A 20895-nucleotide genomic window follows, 5' to 3' on the forward strand; every position below is an offset into this window, starting at 1 on the left:
CACTATTTCACAGACCTATCATAACTTCAATCACTTTTTTCTTGGCTCTGTTATATTTGGCAGTTGATTTCCGCTCCAATCAACTAAGTTTTAAAAACAACAATATCTTTTAAATACACTTCATTCATTTTTCAAAATTTAGGGATCATTATTTTCCCAGGGCCCTCACCAATAATAATTTCTCTTTCTGTAACACAAACCCGCGGTTTAGTATCCCAGAGCTTACTAGCGTTTTCTTCACCTGGTTCCCCAAACACTGCATTCACCAGCCAGTGTGTACCTGGCTTAAGGCTTGCTTTTACTGTAGGGATGACAGTACGTGCATTCATAAGGTTCGTGTTTGCATTCGGATAGACCAAATCTGCCTGCCCGTTCCCAAAAATATTTTTGATACCACTTACTCCCCATGGGAATTTTGCCAGGCTTTCTTGCTGATTCACCAATTGTTCAATGTTCAGGTCTTTAAATTGGTTATGTTCCAGCCCCAGCGCGAATCCGCCATCTGCAACATCTAGGATTCTACTTGTCTCAATACAATGAATGCGAGTATGCCAAGGTGCGCCCGCAACAATCCATGTTCGGATTACAACATCCCTCCACGGCATCCATTTTGTATAAATCACATTTTCATCAACGGTATATTCTTCACTCTTTCTTTTACCTCTAAAAATATTATCGCCCTCACTTACAGCCAGCATGGAATCAAATGCACTTTGCCCAAGCCCCCACTCTGCTTTTGAAACACTAAAACCAAAGACATTGGAGTAAACAAATTTCTCGTATTTGGCAGCAGTGTGAGAATGATCATTTGTATGCTGATATCCAGCGTTAAACACAACAATATGGTCTTTTTCATCCTGTCTGCACAAAATGAAACGCGGAGATGGTTGAACTACCTTCTTTTTTAACACTGGAAGCGGCATTTCTTCTTCCTGCCAAAAAGGATGATTCTCTGGCAAGGCTAGTGGTAAAAAGGTTTTCAAGGCCCAATAAGGTGATCCTGGGGAATTGTAATTTTCCGCCATAATCAAATTGGGATAGGAATAACCAATAGTCAACAGACCATTAGAATCGAAAATAGGCTGACTAAACCACCAGCGGAGGTTCCTTAAGATCAGTCCCTTCATAACACCTAATGGAAACGGCGCCGCCCCAGCATATACAAGCGCACTCCAAAAGGCAGATTGAGCAAATCTATAGGTTAAGCTTCTTCCATATGGAAGTGCGGAACCATCACCAGCAAACCAGTAGATAAAATCTTCAGCATAGGCGTCTGCTCTGCTTATATAACGCTGCGCTCTTATTGGATCCTCTTTTCTCATCAATGCTGCATACAGAAGACTGTAAAAATGGATGGCAAATGGTCCGTAATAATCACAATGAGCATCTTTTCCGTCCGCATACCAGCCTTCTCCTAAATAAAATTGATCAATCCGATCAAGGTTCTCCCTTACCTTTTCTTGTTCATAAGGCAATCCCACTCTTTTAAAACCGAGGTTCACCAGGACAGGAAAAAACAACCAATTGCAGTCATATACATTAATTCGATTAATTTGATTGAGCCAGTTAAATAGATTCTCTTTTTCTTGATTTCCCAGCGGATACCAAATCTTTTCGGGAATTAAGGCTAAGCAATAGCCAAATGCAGCCATTTCCACAGCCTTTTGATGAAAATTAGTCACTTCCCCCCAATATTCCTCATGCGAAGGGTTGGTACCATTCTTGATACCTTGCAGACAATCTTCCCATAATTCGGATTCCTCTCCTCCAGCCAATAATGGAACCAGCCCCCAAAGTACTCTTGAGAACCCTTCCATCCCTGCGATGGAGTCAGAGTATCCAGCACCCGTACTTCCGATTTCCAAAAGTGCCTTTCCTTTACTGTAATAGGGCTTCAAAGGATTGATTATTTGATTAACGGCATCAATAAAATCTCCCCGTGATTGTAGAGGATTTGTCTGTATAGGAAATTCCAGTTTTAACATTACATCTTAGCTCCTTTTAACTGCTGACAGTCCGCAGCCTGCCGATTATTCTACCAATCCTTACAGCCTTTTAATCTTGCAAGTCCTTCAACAAAATAGTAATCCCCATAAATGAGTGGGTTATCCGTATACTTTCCTTCGGGAAAATGACTTGTTCCATGCAGAATTAATCCTTCTTCTAAACCATCCCAATCACCATAATTCATGTAAAGAGATTCTAGAATCTTCTCCCCGGCTCGTTTATAAACGTGTGATTCTGCCGTTGTTACCTCCTGCGCTAATAACAGGAGACCAGAAGCGGCAATCGCCCCTGCAGAAGAATCCTTTGGTGCCTCAATTTCCGCTGGCAGGCGGAAATCCCAAGCTGGAACAAAATCCTCCGGAAGATGAGAAATAAAGAAATGAGCCACCCTTTTAGCTATTTCCAAGTATTTTGCTTCTTTAGTATAGTGATAGCATAATGTCAGACCGTAAATTGCCCAAGCGGTTCCTCTGGACCATGCTGAATCCGGACCGTAGCCCTGTCCTCCAATCGCCTCAAGCTTACTGCCGCTTTCAGGATCAAAACGGACAATATGATGAACACTCCCGTCATTTCGGATAAAATGTTCTAATACTGTATCGGCATGCTTTCTGGCTACATTCTTGAATCTTGGATCTCCTGTTTGTTCACTGGCCCAATACAAAAGCGGCAGATTCATCATGCAATCAATAATCGCTACACCGCTATTGTCTTCTCCCTCACTCCAAGGATTCCAAGCTCTGATGAAGTTTCCATTTACATTAAATCGTCCCAATAGGAGATTGGCAGCCAAAAGTGCACGACGCTTGGAATCCTCATTTCCCAAGAGTTTATACTGAGCAACACTCGTTAGAGTCCACATAAACCCCATATCATGATCGAGCCGGTAATACTCATTTTGGACAGCGTCCAACTTGGCCTCGCAGTCCTCTGCGAGTTGCTTTAAGGCAGCATCTTCCGTATCCTGATACAACAGCCATAACAATCCAGGCCAAAAACCTGCTGTCCACCAATGCGGTTCCGCAAGAACATAAGCACCATTTTCACTTGCGTGAGGAAAATTAGCCCCTATTCTTTTGCTAGTCCTATCAATTTTTTGAGTCACTTGCTGCCATGCTTCATTTACCCAGTGCAGTTGCTCTGTCATTTTCTTCCCCCTCACTAATCAAATTGAAAAACAAGCTGGACACTACAATCCTTTTCAGGGTTTACCACAGTAAAGTCCAGTGCGATGTTATTTTCTGTTTCTCCGAAATGGTTCTCAAATTCCAGTATTCTTACTACGAGCCAAAGCTTGGTTTTGTCATAAAAAATTCTCAGTTTTTCTTGTCCTTCAAGGATAACCCCTTTGTCATCTTTCGTTATCGAAAGAGCGGGTACAATCAACCGTTCCACAATAGAATCAGGTTGTTCAATAAAAGAGTAATAGTCTTCCAAGATAAGGCTAGGCTGATTCCGTTTCAACCAAGTAAACTTTCGGGATAATTTTTGAAGACTCTCTATTTCGTACGCATGTTCAATATCAAGTTCTAAGGTTTCCACGTCTTTTCCTAAAGAAGCATCACGAATCATGGCATACCGCTTAGGACCTTCTTTTTGAAATTGATTATTTATGATAGGAACAGAATGCCCCTGCGAACCGTTACATAAATAGGAATAACGTTTGTCATTAAAGTAATCCTTGCTATATAAGCCCGCCCCCAAATCTTTTAAAAACACTTCACCATTTCCTTGCAGAATAAAATGTCCGATATCGTTATGATTATGAGGCTCATCGTTATGGCCGCCTTTTGCGGCAAAGGAAAAACTCCCCAATGGTGATTGATGCCTTGAAATGAACCATGCAGAATCTTTCGAGAAAAAGGTGCCACTCTTCCAAGGTTTCGCTGAAGCTGTTTCGTCAAACCATAGTAAATTACGGATTGCTGGAGCCCATCTGCTGCAATGGTCATCGCTATACCTTGCACGAAGTGCCTGATCAGGAATTTCAACATCACAGTAAATTTTACTTAAATAATGACTCAAACCTAAATAAACACTAGCTGTTGGAGGGGCATCCGAAAAGTTTACAACCAGGTTACGATTCATAAAACATCTTTGTTGAAAGAGTGCGATTTGATGAACCTTTTCTGAATGAAATAGATTTAACTGGCCTGCAGTCCTCTTTTTTAATAAATCGGCAAAATAGACATAATAACCAAAGCCATACTGCCAATACCCATATCCCTCAAGGCAAATTCCATCCTCATTAAAGCCTTTTAAATAAGAGTCCATCGCTGGCAATATCCGCTCCAGTATCATGGAAAGTTCGCTGTTATCATTGATTAAATGCAGTGCTGCCGAACCAATCGATCCTGCACAAACAGCTGCCCAATTATGTGTTTGTGTTTCCCAGCCAAATTGTTTTTTTAGAAATGGGTGAAAAATCCGTTTGTATACCTCTTCATAAATACGCTTACAAATTAGCGGACTTAAATAGTCCTCAGTCAGCTTTAAAATTTCTGCTAAAGTAAATGCAGTTTCGGCGGCAAATAAGTCAATGGTATAACCTTGTACAATAGGTTTGCCCAGAGAGTAGCTTATTTGGGTGGATGTTTCCGGACTATTTAGTAAATGTGCGGGCAAACACCAGGAGTATTCATTACATACGGACCATATGGTATTTTCTAATGCATTTAGGTACTCTACTTTCTCTGGTTCAAGCAGTACCATAATAGCAAAAGTGTTAAGCCGCTTTCTCTTATGGAAGTAGGCCTTTTCATATTCGAGTCGGGAACCCTTCTCAGAAAAAATTCTAAACAGAGAATAGGTAAGTATCTGATCCTTTTCTGGCAGAAGATGGATAGCTTCGTCCCTAATTTCATCAATAAATGGTTGAAATGCAGGATGTTGACTTAATTTCCCCCACCAATTGTCTTTTTCCTCCTTGGTTGAAAATAACAGAGTTGTTTGAGACTCTAGCAAACTCTTATAATCAACAGTAATCAAGGTTTCACCCCTCCTTTCATCCCTCTTAAAGCAATCCTTCTTTTTAAGAGGTGTGGATGATTCTTTTTTCCTTAGTTAATTATAAAATTATGGCAATTTGCATGATTAACGATATTTTGATAACTATTTATAAAATTTTGACTTGTTTTTTAAATGCTCACTCCTATTTGGAAGAACATAGAAAAAGTCCAGCTATATACTGGACTAAAATTCACAAAAGTTTTTTATCCTGCTGAGACTTTCCCGCCTCGATACTCAATCGGAGTGACTCCGACATGATTTTTAAACAGTTTAATAAAATAGCTTTGATTATCATAGCCTAGACGTTCACAAATATTCCCTACAGAGCTTGTTGTTTGCTCAAGTAATTCTTTTGCCCGAATAATTTTCAATTTTGTAACGTATTCAACAAAGGTTTCACCCATTTCTCTCTTAAACAAACGACTAAAGTAGCTCTGGTTTAAAAAAAGGTAACTGGCAACCTCCTCTAGGCTGATTCTCTTTTCTAGATTCATAGAGACATAACTGATAGCATCTAGAATTTCCCTGCGTTTTGTCTGATTGTAAACTTGATTGGAAAGGTATAAGAATGATTTAAAATAGTTAATTAGTAAGTCTCTTAATTCACATAAAAAATTACTCGTAATAATTTCTTGATGCAGACATTCAACATGATGGTCTTGACGAAATAACTGCAGCGCATGCAATTTAATCTTAAGATCTAATAACAGCTTTAATAACCATTCTTTAACCAACTCAGGGGGATATCTCTTTTCTTCTAGATAGTTAATCCATTTAGAAACGATAGGGATAATCTGGTTTTTATCTTTCATTAGTAACAAATCTCTAAAATCTGATGAGACTTCATCGTATTTTGAAAAAAGGTCATCTGTTAAAACCTGAACGTACTCCCTTTTTAAAATCGTTCCTGGCTGCATATAAAAACTTTGATGCTTAGCATTTAGCAAAAGGGACAGCTCCTCTTTAATATTCGGAAGGCTTGAGCATTCATTCCCGAATAAAAAAGATACGTGAATGTTTAAATACGTTTTTAACGCCTTTTGAATTTTATTCATGCTTTCCATTGTTTGATTAAATGACCCTGCCTTCAACAGCTTGGAACATGGGAAAAACAGAAAGAATTCGTTTGCTGCTCCATAAAAGTGGACAACGTCCAATTTGGAACCCTTAATAAGTTCGTCCATAATATTGTTAATCGCAAAAATTAAGTTTTCCTCCGAGAGGCAGCGATGTTTAGCTAAATGGAAATCATGAACGAATGCCAGTGCAGGGGTGTATTCTCTTTTGTCTAAATGCAACCCTAAAGCACTTGCCTCTGTAAGCCATTCTTTTTCCGAGATAGGTGATTGCTGGATCGTTTTCCTGATAAATCTTTCTTTCACGTTCTCTCGATTTCTTTCGAGCATTTGCTGCAGCTGCTGCTGCATAAAAATGGTATTATTTTGGTGATCAAGGTTTTCTTTCACCTTTTTAATGACTTCACATAAATCATCTGGGTCAAACACATCTTTCACTAAATAATCATGCACTTGAAGCTTTAACGCTTGTTTGGCAAATTCAAATTCGGAATGGCATGACAAAATAACAACCTGTAAATTAGGATTTAACTCTTTTAGGTGCTTTGTTAATTCAATTCCATTCATTTTCGGCATACCGATATCAGTAATAAGTATATCAGGCATCTCATCCAATGCATTTTCATACGCACTTGCTCCATTCTCGTGCGTACTTTGAAGCGTGACACCAAGCTGCTCCCACTCAATCGCTTCCGTTAACAATTCTAATACTGGATAATCATCGTCAACTAGCATTACTTTGTACATTAGACTTACAGCCTCCCTTTGGAATGGAAAGAATGACTTGAGTTCCTTTACCTATTTCGCTTTTTATTTCCATCTTAAATTCTTGTCCAAAAGTCATATACATTCGTTCATACACATTTGATAGGCCTAGAGACGAGAAGCCCTTTTTATGCTGGGGCATAGAATAATCAGAGTCTGCTGATAGGATGAGCTTACTTTGCAAATGGTTCAAAGTTTCTTCGTCCATCCCGCATCCATCATCCTCAATGGTAATAATAAGCTCATTTTCATTCAATTTTGTTTTTAATTTAATAGTCCCCGCACTTTGGTTTAAACCATGAATGATACTATTTTCAATAATCGGCTGAAGGATAAACCTTGGAATTAAGATGGAGTGAGCCTCTTCATCGACGGATATCTCAACAGTCACTTTTTCCTTTTGCCTCATATTCATAATATTTATAAAGTCCAAGACAATTTGGATTTCCTCCTGAAAAGTAATGATTTTTTTGTTTTTGGATATGGTCATCCGCAATAACTTGGAAAGGGATAAGATCATATTGGCACTTTCTTTATCTCCTTTGACTAAAACCTTCATTCGAATGGAATTAAGGACGTTAAAAAGAAAATGTGGATTAATTTGAGCCTGGAGCATATCCAGCTCTGCTTTTCTTTTTCTTTCTTCCGTGATAGTGATTTCACGAAACATCTCATTGATTCGATCAAGCATCAAATCAAAGGATGTAGAAAGCCTGCCTATTTCATCTTTGCTTCGAATCCGCGAGCGGATGCTTAAATTCCCCTTCTGAACGATATCCGCCACATTTCCCAAGCAGGCAATAGGTTTTGTAATCGTTCTCAAAAAATAAGTCATAAGAATGAGAAAAATAGCAAACAACCCAACTTGTACAATCATGACTTTATTAAAGATTGCGTTAACCTTATTGGTTGCTTGTTTATAAGGAATTAACGAAACCAGCTTCCAGCCTGTGAAAGAGATTTTTTGTTCAGCAATTAAGTAGTCCATCTTGGATATCTGAAAAATATTTGAGGAGTTGCCATCCTTGAGCTGTTCATGGAATCGAAATAGTTCACCAATTCCCTTCTCATCTTGTTGCGAGAGGATATGGTTTGATGAATCTAAGAGAACCATTTCTTCATGGCCGGTCATATTTTTAAATATTTCATTTATTTTATTTTCCATGATTGTTACGACTACATAGCCATAAATATTTAAATTATCATCCCTTAATGTTCTAGCCACAGATATCTGATACGGGTTATGTTTCTTCTCTGATTTAAACATAGTCGGCTGACTTCCAATCCACACAGTTTCATAACCCTTTGTTTTATTCAATTGCTCAAACCAATCTTCCTTAAATAAATCAGTTGGGACAAACTCAAAGTTTGAGTAGTTTGTATAGGAACGGCCATTTTTCAAAAGAATCGTGACGTAGGATTTTCCTCCAAGCATGGTGATATTATCAATGGTTTTATTAATCTTACTATCATCAATAAACTGCTGGTATTTCTGCTCTGGAGTATCCTCCATTTGTTTCTTTGCTTTTTCTTTTAAAAGAGTATTCATCTCAGCATCAACTTGGATAAAGTTTGTTATATACATCATATCTTCAAGCAGCTTTTGTACATATTCGTTTGCAATGGTTAATTCTCTGTTTGCACTGGATAATGCCTGCTCCTTTAATGTATCTTTTGTTAAATAGTTATAGATTGATAGTGTTATCGTTGCAGGAATAATCAGACAAATGATAGAAATGAAAAGAACTTTCAAACGAAAAGAACGAGGTGACAGTATATTCTGTAACATTTCCCCCATATACTAGATCCTCCTAATCGCAGCGGGATGAAATAACACCCTCTGCCCTACTTAAGCTAATTATTACTTGTTGTTAAGAATATCTTGTACTCTCTCATTAGTAACTTGAATAGTTTTATCGATATTTTGCTGGCCAAAAATTAGTTTTTCATATTCTTCGTTGATGACTTTATAAATTTCAGCCTGATTAGGAACGGGTGAAATCAACTTAGAGGACTTTGCATTTGTTAATACATTTATAAGAGATTCCTTGTCCACTCTTTCAGGATCTTGGGCGCTGTTAAGAATATGATTGATAATTTTTTTCAAATCAGTATCACTCACTTTATTCCATGCTGGAATATTTTTACCTTGAACAATTTGCCCCTCAGTTGTGTACCAGCGGATGAAAGTATAGGCTTCTTTTTTATGCTTTGAACTAGCAGCAATCGCCATATAGTCTGTTGTTACTGGAGCATAACCACTCTTTTCATTTTTATTATTTTTTGGATACGGGGCGACTGCAAGATGAAAATTTAACGGTAACTGTTCTGAACCGCCAAGCTCGGTATTCATCCAGCTTCCTATAATGATGGAACTAACATCCTGATTATAAAACTCATTACGATAATGAAGCTTTTTTGATAAGACGTCTGCATATGGGACAGCAGATTTATCATTTTTTTCCATTTTTAATCTAATCTCCAAAGACTTCTTAAAGAGTGGGTTCTCCAGATTTGATTTCCCTTTTCCTGTAATAAATTCAGTATTTTCAGGCTCACTTGCTAGCGCAAGTCTCATATACTCCATCCAGCTCCCATCTTGCGGTCCATGGAAGTACGTCCCGTAGTGTCCATCCCTTGTGAGTGCCTTCGCATATTCCATAAATTCATCCCAGGTCCAGTCCTTCGGTACCTTAAGTCCCGCGGCGTCTAAATGATCTTTATTTAAGAGAACATACCATGGATTAAATTTGCCTGGCAGAGCATAATGTTTTCCGTTTATTTGGGTGTCAACCTTATATTCTTCAGAAACTTTATAGCCATCTTTTTTAATGAATTTGTCTAGAGGAGCAGCCATTCCCATACTGACACGCTGGGCATAGCTGGCGGATTCGCTGAACATGAGAACATCCATAGGATCCCCTGACGCTGCAGCAAGGTCTAACTTTTTAGTAGCTTCCTGGGTGTCTCCCTTTTCACTCAGAACAATTAAATCTACATGAATATTTGGGTACTTCTTTTCAAAAGCATTAATCGTCTTTCTCCAGTTGTAGGAGGCCTCGGTTCCATGGGAATAGAATTTTAAAGTAACTTTTTTATCTTTTTTTGTTTCTGATGAGACCTTGCTTACGGTATCTGAACAACCTGTGACTATAGCTGAAAATAGTACGGCACACATTAATATAGTCCATTTCTTTTTCTTCATCCGCTTCCCCCCAGGAGTCAAGCTCTAAAATGAAAACCTTTACAAAAAATATGATAATTACTGCAAAAAACTCATCTTAAACTTTCCCTGTCAGCCTCAAATGATTTATTTCTATCTTTTAAGTATAGAATTTTGCAAATAATCCGTCCATATTTTTTGTAAGTTGATGGTTATTTTAGATTCTTCTATGTTTCTTTCATTCTCCTGGGGTGACTCGAAATAATACTTTTTTCTCTGTCTATTCATTATTTAATTATAAATTAATCATAGATTTCAGGCTTAACGGTATCTTGATGTATCCCTCAAAAATTTTGACTTTATGCTTATAGCATGACTTTACTTTTTCTATTTCTAATTGATTCCACTTTCTCAGAATACTTTTTAAATTATATTTTTATGTTATAATGAATGTGCTTACATAAACGTTTATTTAATCTATCAACATGAATGGACTGGAGTTGATATAAATGTATAATCTCGTTGGACGTTTAAATCCCATTTTTGAGTGGATTTCAAAGCTTGTCGGTACAAATCTATTATGGGTTTTGTTTAACTTCCCTATTGCGTATCTAACATTATCTTTATTTACTGTTAAAGAGATGTCGCAAATAATCATGTTGATGATTATCATTGCTTTGCTGGTACCATTTATATTTTTCCCAGCAACGACGGCTATGTTTGGCATAGTTAGAAAATGGGTTATGAAAGAAGAAGTGCCAATTTTTCGATTCTTCTGGAAATACTATAAGGAAAATTATAAGAGGAGTCTTTTGGGCGGCCTCATTCTTACGGTTCTTTGGGTCATTGTTGGTGTGGACTATTATTATTTTCACGCCCATATTCCTCTAGGGAGTTATCTGTTTCTATTCCTAATGGTTTGGCTGTTCAGCATTACTCTTTACTTTTTTGCCCATACAGTTCACACAGAAACGAAACTCGGTCAAGGATTAAAAAATGTTTTTATTTTAACGATTGTTAACCCATTTCTCTCTTTTGGGGTTGCCATTCTCAGTATCTTCATTTTGTATATTAGTCTTATGAAAATAACATTTCTACTGCCATTTTTCACTGGCGCCGTTTTATCTTTTCTTGCTTTCTCTGCTTACAATAAGATTTTTAATAAGATTGTTAGATTGGAGCAAAATGCTTCAGAAGTAGATTCGAATTGATTGGCAGCCAGCATGCACCAATACAAACACCATATAAAAAGCCCTCTCGAGAGGGCTTTTTATATGGTGTTTGGAACATCAATTAACTCTAGGTTTCCTAACCTTAAAGCTATCCTCTGTTTCTTCTACTTCATATATCTTTGCTCGAGATTCAGGTGTACTGAATGGATGATGAAGAATAAGCATCCATTCCCCTTCAAATGTTTTGAACAGCATGCCGTGTCCACTATCACCATCCACCAGCGGATCCAGTTGTTCCCATGGCCCTTCCAACTTACCAGACTTTGACCTAGCAATCGTTTGCACATACCCTTCCTTGTTATAGCTTGACCAGAGCATAACAAGGTGACCGCCCTTTGTTCGGTATAATTGACACCCATCAGACACATAAACAGAAGGCTTAACATTAGGCTTTTTTTCAGCATTGATCCATGGGGCATCTGAAGCTTTAAAAAGATGCCTAGGTTCACCATCTGCTTCAGACAAATCAGACTTTAATGGAATGGCCTCAAACGTGCCATCAATTACCTGAATCCACTCATGGCAATATACCATCCATGGCTGTTCATCCTTATCCACATATAGAGTTCCGTCTAATGTCATGAAATTTCTTGGCGGTACTGGACCATCCGTTTTTAGTAATTCAAAGGGGCCCATCGGCGAATCAGATACGGCAATACTTGTACCACGAAGATGATTGGTTTTCCAAACTTCTGGCGGTTCTGCTATGATCGTATCCCGATTATGGAGCGTAACGAATAAATAATATTTTCCCTGATACTGGTGAACCTCTGGTGCCCATGTACCATGCTCTGGATGTGCCCACGTTCCATCAGGAATCTCGAAAATGACATAAGGCCCCTCCCAATCAAGTAAATCTTTACTTTTATAAACTAGTACTCCATTTCTCTTTAAATCTGTTAATTCTGGAATTCCAGTTGTATATAAATAGTATGTATTCGTTTCTTTATGTGACAAAACATACGGGTCATGAGCAGGAATATCCTTAAGTCGGTGCCCCTTCCTGGGATTAGATGTATCGGAAGCATGGTTATACGGCATATGGACATCTCCTAACAATTATATTTTTTTTATATTATCCTGTTGTGGGGTTAATTGTACTAATTTCCTTAGATTTGGAAGACTGATAGATAAAGGGCTATCATGTGTAAGATAGCCCTCTTTCCTTTAAATTAAAGCTCTAATTAATTACCTTCTACAAGCTTTTTATATTCATCCATTTGTTTTTGGATTTCTTTTAAGACCTTATCATAGCCTGCATCTTTTAATTTCTTACGGAAATCCTTTACAGCTTTTTCTGGATCGCCTGCTTTACCAAAAGCAATGGCTGGTACCATTTGTGCAGTCACTTGGGATAAAGCAGAAATTTCAGCTTGTACAGGGGTACTATCAAACACAAATTGTCCATATGGGTACGGCTTCTTAATTTTATCGTACTTCGCGTAAATCTCAGAAATCCCATCAAATGTGTCGGCACTTGGGATTTCGTACTTGTCCATACGGCCACCCCAGAAGTTAGTCGAGAATGAATCTTTTGTATCATCATAACCTTCAGGTTTAACCCGTTTTCCGTCTTTAATTTCGTATTGTACACCTTCAATACCATAGTTCCATAATTTATAAAGTTCTTCATCGTTTCGAAGTAAATCGTATACCATTAGGGCACGTTCAGGATTTTTACTATGAGCTCCAACTGCCATAGCACCATGTGTAATGGACATTGAAACTAAGTTGTTACGTGTATCAGACCAAGCAAACATATCGATTGCTGAACCTGGCTGTTTCACGTCCATTTGTGGGCGAAGACCTGAGAATGTCTGTGTATGATGCTGGTCAGCACCTGTTTTCCCTGCTTGGAATTCAGCTCTAGTGTCACCTTTATAATTTAATACGTCTTTACGCCAGTAGCCATTATCTCCCCACTGTTTCATCAATTTTGCATAATCTACAAAAGTATCAGTGAAAATAGGACTCATAACATTATACTTTTCATCATAGGATTTAGCCCAGTAAATTGGGAATACTCCTGTAGTGATTGGCAATTCAATCGCATCCGAATAAGAAGTTGTGTATCCCCATGCTGTGGTTACGTTTGTTCCTTGTGCATCCCAAGGAATGACACCTGGTTTTTTGTCTTTAACACCTTGGAAGTATTTACCCATTGTTTCAAAATCGCTAATATGTCCATTGATTCCAAATTCTTTTGCCCAATCTGTGCGATAGAAGAATCCGTGATTCACCCATTGAGTATATTGGTCCTCAGGAATCATGACAATTTTGCCCTTGTACTTTGATTGCTCCCAATCATCTTTGGAAACCTCTTCCCATGTCTTAGGTGCATATTTTGGAAGAAGGTTTGTAAGATCCATGAAGGCACCTTTTTGTGCATTTCCCCACGCATCTAACCAGTCAGTTGCAGTGATTACTAAATCGACTGGTTCTCCAGAAGCAAGAGTTAGATTATATTTTGTCATATAATCAGCCCATTCAATCCATTTTAATTGAATAGTGGCATTTACTTTTTCTTTTAATTTAGCATTCACTTTTTCCAATACTTTTTCAACTTGTCCGTTAGTTGGCTTGTCCCCTAATACCATCATGGTAACGGTGGCAGGCTTGGAGGTATCAATTTTTCCATTTTTATCAATCTTTGTTCCCGCGCTTTCTGAGCTGGTTTTGCTTGAGCCACTACAGGCTGCAAGGCTGAAAATCAACATCATGACCATGACCAGTGCAAGGATTTTTTTCATCTTGAACATTCTATTTCCCCCTTATTTTTTAAAATTTTTGCTCTCTATGATACGAGGAAACTTCCTCGGGCCATATTCAATTACCCCTTAACTGCTCCAACTGTAATACCAGTAATAAAGTACTTTTGTACAAACGGATAAAATAGAATAACCGGTCCAGTAGCTACAACGGCTGTTGCCATTTTCATAGATTCCAACGGTACATCCTGTGGCGGCACATTAGAGGATGCTGCTGAATTCCTAATGAAATCGGCACTCGTGATTACGTTATAAAGAAACAGCTGCAACGGCCTATATTCCATATTAGGTGAAAGAAAAAGCATGGAATTATACCATTCATTCCAATATCCCAGAGCAATAAACAGTCCGATTGTTGCCAAGGCTGGAGTAGACATAGGTAAAATAATTCTTAAAAAAATGGTAAAGTCACCCGCACCATCAATCTTCGCAGATTCGGTAATCTCGTGTGGAATCGACTTTGTGAAGGATTTCATCATAATAATGAGAAAAGGACTCAGCAATCCTGGTAACAATACTGCCAAGTAATTATCTTTAAGATGCAGATACTGCGTAATTAATAGATAAAAAGGGACAAGCCCGCCGGAAAAAAGGGTTGTAAAGTAGATATAAAATGAAATCTTATTCCGATACAAGAAATCCTGGCGCTGCAAGGCATAGCCTGTCATGGCTACAATAAACAAACCGACCGCAGTCCCGACAACCGTAATTCCGAGCGTTACGAGATAGGAACCAATGACAAGTCTAGGATTCTGAAAAACGATTTCATAGGCAAATGTTGAAAATTCTTTAGGCCATAAAGAAAATCCATGGTCCATAATAGCCTTCTCAGTTGAAAGAGAAGACGATATGATTAAGATAAAGGGCAAAAGACAAGATAAAGCAAATACACCTATAAAACCATATCCAATAATACGAACCATTATCGTAGACACATCTATATTTTGTCTGTCCGTACTTTCCATAAATACATCCCTCCTTTAAAATAATGAGTTATCTGGTGAAACCTTTTTAATAATCCAGTTTGCCACAAGGACAATAACGAGGCCAAAGAAAGATTGATATAAACTAACAGCACTTCCTAACGAGAAGTTAAAATTCGTCATTAATGTTCGGAAGACATAGGTTTCAATAATATCTGTGGTAGGATAGAGCATGGTATTATTCGCCCCAACCAAGTTATAAAACAAACCAAAATTCCCTTTTAATACTCCACCTAAAGAGAACAATAGTAAAATGATGAAAGTTGGCTTAAGCCAAGGAATAATAATATATCGGATACGTTGGAAAGCATTAGCGCCGTCGATTTCCGCAGCTTCTAGAATGGATTTATCCAGACCCATGATGGCTGCAAAATAAACGATGGAACCATAGCCTGTGGATTGCCATAGGAACGTAATGACAATAATATAAGGCCAAATATGCGGATTAGAATAAGTTTGTACCGGATCCAAGCCAAGCATTTTTAAAAAGGAATTTAATAAACCATAATCGTAACTAAGTATGTTATAGGCTAAAAGTCCAACAAGAACTGCGGAAATGAAGTGTGGCAGAAACATAATCGTTTGCGATACTTTTTTGAACCATTTGTTTGTCAGTTCGTTAAGCATGATGGCTACAGCTATTTGCAGGAAATTACCCAGAACAATGAAAGCCAGATTATAAGCAATTGTATTAAAGGTTAATTTCCACAAATCACCGGTCATCACCAAAAAGCGAAAATTATCAAGCCCTACGAAAGCGCTTTTAAAGATTCCGAGTGTATAATCATAGTTTACAAATGCTAGATATAATCCCGGCATGGGTAGATAAGCAAATACAGCAAAGAAAATAATTGCAGGCAGACACATAAGAAGCAGGGTTCGGTTTTTCCACATTCTTTTAAATGCAGACTCTTTCGTTTTTGTTTGTTTCTCAACAATAGGCGTCTGCGATTGCACAGTAACGGTTTTCAAATTATTCCCCCCTAATCAACATATTTTGACTTGATTCTTGTATTTATTAAATTGGAAGCCTTTACAATTAAAAGATTATCAAATTTTTTCCCCCATCATATAAGAATAATTTTACCTAGTTTGCGAAAATTTTGACTTTATTAGTAGATATATAGTTTCATTCCCAAAATAAAAAGGAACTTTGTAAATCTCATATCGAGAAATGACAAAGTTCCTTTATTTAAAGATAAGAATGTATAAATTTGGACTTCGAGAATTGTCCAGCTCCAGGCGCCATCGGCTCGAGGTCACAAGCCGAAGTCTAAGCGCCTTGCGCTTTTCTTTATCCCACTTCTAGGGATTGATGTTGTGATTGATGCAGCTTCCAATAATAACTCCTTCGACTTATTAATTCGTTATGTGACCCTTCCTCAATAATTCTGCCCTTATCAATGACAAGAATGCGGCTTGCATTTTGAATCGTAGATAGACGATGAGCAATAATAAAAGAGGTTCTTCCTGCAAGTAAAGTTTCAAGCCCCTTTTGCAATGCCAACTCGGTTTCCGTATCAATAGAAGAAGTAGCTTCATCGAGGATTAAGATTTTTGGATCAGCTAAGAGAGCACGGGCAAAGGAAATCAACTGTCTCTGTCCAGTCGAAAGCCTTGTGCCTCTTTCGTTGACCTCTGTATGATACCCATCTGCCAGCCCCATGATAAACTGATGAGCCTGAACCGCTTTCGCTGCTGCAATCACTTCTTCGTCTGTGGCATCAAGCCGGCCATAACGGATATTATCCATAATCGTACCCGAAAAAATAAATGGATCTTGAAGCATGACGCCCATTTGCTTCCTAAGGGAAGGAATGGTAACTGTGCTGATATCCACACCATCCATTTCAATTTTCCCGCTGGTTATATCATAAAATCGGCTAAGTAAACTGACAATCGTGGTCTTTCCCGATCCAGTAGCACCCACAAGTGCAATCGTTTCGCCAGGACTAACAGAAAAATTAATATTTTTTAGAATTCTTTCCCCTTCATCATATTCGAAAACAACATCTTTAAAATCAACTTTCCCTCTAATGATTGGAAGTTCCGCAGCATTCGGACGATCTTCTACTGTCGGCCGTTCATCAATCATTTCAAATATTCTTTCCAAATAGGCTGTAGCATTAATAATTGCATTGTAGAAATTTCCGATATTAGCAATTGGTGCCCAAAACATACCTATATAACCAACAAAAGCAACTAGAGCCCCGACGGTTACTCCTTCACCAATCTGAGAAATACCGAAAACATAAATGAGCGAAGTCGTAAGAATAGAAATATTTTCAATGGAAGGCCATAACAGGAACTGGATTCTTACCGCTTTCATCCACGAGCCTCGATAACTTTCAGATACCTCATTAAAAATGCGTTTATTTTCTTCTTCCCTCGTAAATGCTTGAGTCACTTTGATCCCATTGATACTTTCATGTATATAAGCATTCATATTCGATTGCTTATTACTTAAGATTTGGAAAGCTTTCCTCTGGGCATTTTTAATGAGGAGAATGACAACCACAAGGACAGGAAATCCGAGCATGGCCATAAGTGTCAGCTTTACATCAATCGCTAACATAAATCCTATAATTACGAAAAGACTGAACAGGTCTGTAATCAAATTAATCAAACCATTTGATAATAAGTCACTTAAGGAGTTAACATAGTTAACCACTCTCACTAAAATCTTTCCATGCGGCCTGCTGTCATAAAAGGAAAAAGATAATTTTTGTAAATGGGTAAACAAATCCTTCCTTATGTTGAGGATGACACTTTGACCGATTTGGGACATCATTCGAATCCTGAATTTCATACAAATTCCGGTAATCACGAGAGCACCAAGATAGATACAGGAAAGGAGCAGTAAATTTCCCACATCCTTGTTCGGAATACTGTCATCGATTGCTTTTTTAATTAAATAAGGTCCAATTAAATTTGCTCCACTGGCAATCAACATAATTAAAACCGTAATAAAAATCTTTTTTCTGTAAGGCTTTAAATAGGTAAACAATCGTTTTAGATGAACAAAGCTAAATGGTGATTCCAGCTCTTCATCTACATCAAATTTATTGCGCGCCATTGAGATAAATCACATCCTCACCATTGTGCTGGCCATCGAAATTGCCATTTTGGTTCATAAACACTTTATAGTAATACCCTTTTTTCGCAAGCAGTTCCTTATGCTTTCCTCTTTCTATGATCTGTCCATTTTCCATGACGAGAATTAAATCGGCCTCTTTTACAGAAGAAATTCGATGAGCAATAATAAAACAGGTCTTATCTTTTAGTAAAGACTTTAATGTACGTTGAATCCGGAGCTCTGTTTCCATATCGACAGCTGAAGTTGTGTCATCGAGGATTAGGACAGATGGGTTTTTTAGTATGGCCCTTGCTAATGCAATCCTTTGCCTTTGCCCACCTGAAAGACCTACTCCCCGTTCTCCAATAATGGTATCGTAACCTTCTGGAAGAGCGGTTATAAAATCATGAGCCTCCGCCATCTTTGCAGCAGCTTGAACTAATTCCAAAGAGGCATCTGGATTCCCATACGCAATATTTCCCTCAATGGTATCGGAAAAAAGGAATATATCCTGCATGACCATTGCCATACTATCCCTTAATTTCGAAATCTCCCAATCTCTTACATTTAGACCATCCACGTTTACTGCTCCACTGGTTGTGTCATAAAAGCGGCTTAAAAGGTTGACCAAAGTTGATTTACCGGCACCCGTCGGGCCGATGATTCCCACTGTTTGCCCCGGAAACACTTTAAAGCTGATATCTTTCAAAACCTGTTCATCCCCATAACTAAAGGACACCTGGTTAAATTCAACTCCCCCATTCATGTGTCTGATATTAGATTGTTTCACTTCATTGATGATTTCAGGTTTGGTATTTAACAGATCTTCTATTTTTTCAGCTGATGCAATAAACCTTTGAACATCATTGAGTAACCACCCTGCCATTCGCATCGGATTATTTAGCGCCCAAATCAAGGAATTAAATGTTACTAATTCGCCAAAGGTAAGCGAACCATTAATCACCATAATTCCGCCAACTAAAATCATTACAACGGTTAATACTCCTGCAAGGGAATCAAGAACAGGCAAATATTTTTCCCATACTTTTGCAGAATCCAGACTCTTTTCCTTAAAGGCCTCATTTTCAACTGAAAACTTTTCAATTTCGTAGTCTTCCTTCGCAAATGCTTTTACAACCCGATTACCCGAGATGTTTTCCTGTACAACAGAGTTTAACCTTGCAAACTGACCCCTGATGGCTGTAAAGGTCGGTTTAACTGTAAAGGAAAGACGCGTAGCAAAGAAACCAATGATAGGTGTAACCGCAATCATTGCAGCGGCCAATAACGGGTTAATATAGAACATAAACCCAATAGCAATGATTAAGATGGTTAGGTTTTCGAAGATCATATAAATTACCCATGCCGTAAAATGTCTTACGGCTTCTAAATCCCCCGTCATTCGGGCCATAATATCCCCTGTTTTGGTTCGATCGAAAAAACTAAAATCTAATTGCTGAAGCCGGTCATACAACTTTTCTCTGATGGTAAATATGACATTTTGCGAAACACTTTCAAACATTAATTGGTAATTATAACGAATGACTGTTTTGAGCACAGTCACCCCTATCATGGCTCCTAAAAAGGACCATAATAAATGGTTCTGGTGGCCATAAATTACCTTATCGACTATTTTTCCTGCAAAATATGGATTCAGCATGTTTAGCAAAGAAACAGTTAATGCCAGAAAAAGTCCACTGAATAATCTAATTCGAAAGTTCCTAATATACCCCCATACCCAGCGTAAGCTTTGCATGAATCACATCCCCCTTCCTACAACTCCTTAATATAAATACATTAAAATAAAAACATTTATGAACCTATTATAGTGTTATAATTAAAGAATTAAATATAAAATCATAACAAAAAATTGCACAATCCTAACATTAGAGGAGAAATCAAATGCTTCAATTATATGCCCCGCCCCTGCCAACTCTTCTTGCTGCAGGAAAGAATATTTTTGAAATCGGCCAATCACATTTAAATCGGAATAATATTGGTGTTTTTGATTTATTAGTTGTTACAAAGGGACAATTATTCATGGGTGAAGATTATCGTAAATTTGAAGTAAGCAAAGGAGATGCACTCATCCTCTACCCAGATCGGCATCATTATCCTACTTCGCCGTGTAATCAGGTGACCGAGGCATTTTGGTTTCACTTCATAGCCTCAAAGGGCTGGCAGGATCTGACTATCTCTAAACCTTTACCATTCGAAGAGAGATCCGCTGAAGATTGTGGAAACTTTTTATCAGAAGTTCCGTTTGGGATTACACTGCCCAAGTATTGCCATTTATCAAATTCCGAGTCTGTGGAACTACTGTGTTCAAAAATCATCTCATCAGAAAATGAGTCGATTTACTCTGGAGAATGGCAGCGTCAAGTACTCTTTCAACAATTACTCCAGGAGCTTTCAAACCATATGCACTTAGCCAATTCGCTGCCTGCATTCGCAGTCGCAGAAAAAGCTGCCGTATATTTGCGGAAAAATTATGCTAAGAAAGTTACCTATGAGGATCTTGGTCAAGCTCTAAAGTTCCATCCAAATCATATTGCACGATGCATGATTCAGTCATTTGGCTGTACACCAATTGAATATGTAAATAAAATTCGTATTGATCAAGCAAAGATTTTACTCGTTTCAACAGATTGGAGTATTGACCAGATTTCTGAAAGCAGTGGTTTTACTCAATCCGCCTATTTCAGCAGGATGTTCAAAAAAATGGAACATTTAACCCCCAATCAGTTTCGTAAACAATATGTTGGAAAAATAACAATGACCAATGAAGATTAAATTCAATAACAAGGACACGCCCT

Annotated in this window: 14 protein-coding genes; 2 read left to right on the forward strand and 12 right to left on the reverse strand. The window is 38.0% G+C overall.

The genetic code is table 11. The features are described from left to right. Positions 1–131: 131 nt before the first annotated feature. The 6 genes from CVD27_RS09520 to CVD27_RS09545 form a co-directional block, all read right to left on the reverse strand. The gene (locus CVD27_RS09520) at positions 132–1985 is read right to left on the reverse strand and encodes a DUF2264 domain-containing protein (RefSeq protein WP_101647663.1); all 1854 of its coding nucleotides are present in this window, start codon (positions 1983–1985) and stop codon (positions 132–134) included. Between the two features lie 50 nt (positions 1986–2035). Then, on the reverse strand, positions 2036–3154 hold the full coding sequence (locus CVD27_RS09525) for a glycoside hydrolase family 88 protein (protein WP_101647664.1): 1119 nt from the start codon (positions 3152–3154) through the stop codon (positions 2036–2038). Between the two features lie 14 nt (positions 3155–3168). Continuing rightward, positions 3169–4995: a heparinase II/III family protein gene (locus tag CVD27_RS09530; protein WP_101647665.1), complete on the reverse strand. Its 1827-nt coding sequence runs from the start codon at positions 4993–4995 to the stop codon at positions 3169–3171. A gap of 224 nt (positions 4996–5219) precedes the next feature. Continuing rightward, positions 5220–6839: a response regulator transcription factor gene (locus CVD27_RS09535; RefSeq protein ID WP_101647666.1), complete on the reverse strand. Its 1620-nt coding sequence runs from the start codon at positions 6837–6839 to the stop codon at positions 5220–5222. Next, entirely contained in the window at positions 6817–8655 is a 1839-nt protein-coding gene (locus CVD27_RS09540) for a sensor histidine kinase (RefSeq protein WP_101647667.1), read from the reverse strand. Before CVD27_RS09540 ends, CVD27_RS09535 begins: the two co-directional genes overlap by 23 nt. Before the next feature lie 63 nt (positions 8656–8718). Continuing rightward, positions 8719–10062 (reverse strand): ABC transporter substrate-binding protein, encoded by a 1344-nt coding sequence (locus CVD27_RS09545; protein ID WP_101647668.1) that lies wholly within the window; start codon positions 10060–10062, stop codon positions 8719–8721. 467 nt (positions 10063–10529) lie between these two features. Between CVD27_RS09545 and CVD27_RS09550 the strand changes: the two genes are divergently transcribed. After that, the gene (locus CVD27_RS09550; RefSeq protein ID WP_101647669.1) at positions 10530–11231 is read left to right on the forward strand and encodes a YesL family protein; all 702 of its coding nucleotides are present in this window, start codon (positions 10530–10532) and stop codon (positions 11229–11231) included. Positions 11232–11309: 78 nt separating this feature from the next. On the opposite strand, the gene CVD27_RS09555 is transcribed toward CVD27_RS09550, so the two are convergent. The 6 genes from CVD27_RS09555 to CVD27_RS09580 all read right to left on the reverse strand — a co-directional run bounded on the left by CVD27_RS09555 (position 11310) and on the right by CVD27_RS09580 (position 19835). Then, positions 11310–12293, reverse strand: a complete 984-nt coding sequence (locus tag CVD27_RS09555; RefSeq protein WP_101647670.1) for a glycoside hydrolase family 43 protein — start codon at positions 12291–12293, stop codon at positions 11310–11312. Between the two features lie 143 nt (positions 12294–12436). Then, a complete protein-coding gene (locus CVD27_RS09560; protein ID WP_101647671.1) occupies positions 12437–14011 on the reverse strand; it encodes an ABC transporter substrate-binding protein in 1575 nt (524 codons plus the stop codon). A gap of 71 nt (positions 14012–14082) precedes the next feature. Then, a complete protein-coding gene (locus CVD27_RS09565) occupies positions 14083–14985 on the reverse strand; it encodes a carbohydrate ABC transporter permease (protein ID WP_101647672.1) in 903 nt (300 codons plus the stop codon). Positions 14986–15000: 15 nt separating this feature from the next. Continuing rightward, the gene (locus tag CVD27_RS09570) at positions 15001–15897 is read right to left on the reverse strand and encodes an ABC transporter permease (RefSeq protein ID WP_101647747.1); all 897 of its coding nucleotides are present in this window, start codon (positions 15895–15897) and stop codon (positions 15001–15003) included. A gap of 400 nt (positions 15898–16297) precedes the next feature. Further along, the gene (locus CVD27_RS09575) at positions 16298–18079 is read right to left on the reverse strand and encodes an ABC transporter ATP-binding protein (RefSeq protein ID WP_101647673.1); all 1782 of its coding nucleotides are present in this window, start codon (positions 18077–18079) and stop codon (positions 16298–16300) included. Then, positions 18066–19835, reverse strand: coding sequence for an ABC transporter ATP-binding protein (locus tag CVD27_RS09580; RefSeq protein WP_101647674.1), 1770 nt, complete (start codon positions 19833–19835; stop codon positions 18066–18068). Before CVD27_RS09580 ends, CVD27_RS09575 begins: the two co-directional genes overlap by 14 nt. Before the next feature lie 146 nt (positions 19836–19981). On the opposite strand from CVD27_RS09580, the gene CVD27_RS09585 reads away from it, so the two are divergent. After that, complete coding sequence (locus CVD27_RS09585) at positions 19982–20872, forward strand: helix-turn-helix domain-containing protein (RefSeq protein WP_101647675.1); 891 nt, start codon at positions 19982–19984, stop codon at positions 20870–20872. Positions 20873–20895 lie beyond the last annotated feature (23 nt).

This window comes from Neobacillus cucumis (genome assembly GCF_002860255.1).
Taxonomy (GTDB): domain Bacteria; phylum Bacillota; class Bacilli; order Bacillales; family Cytobacillaceae; genus Neobacillus; species Neobacillus cucumis_A.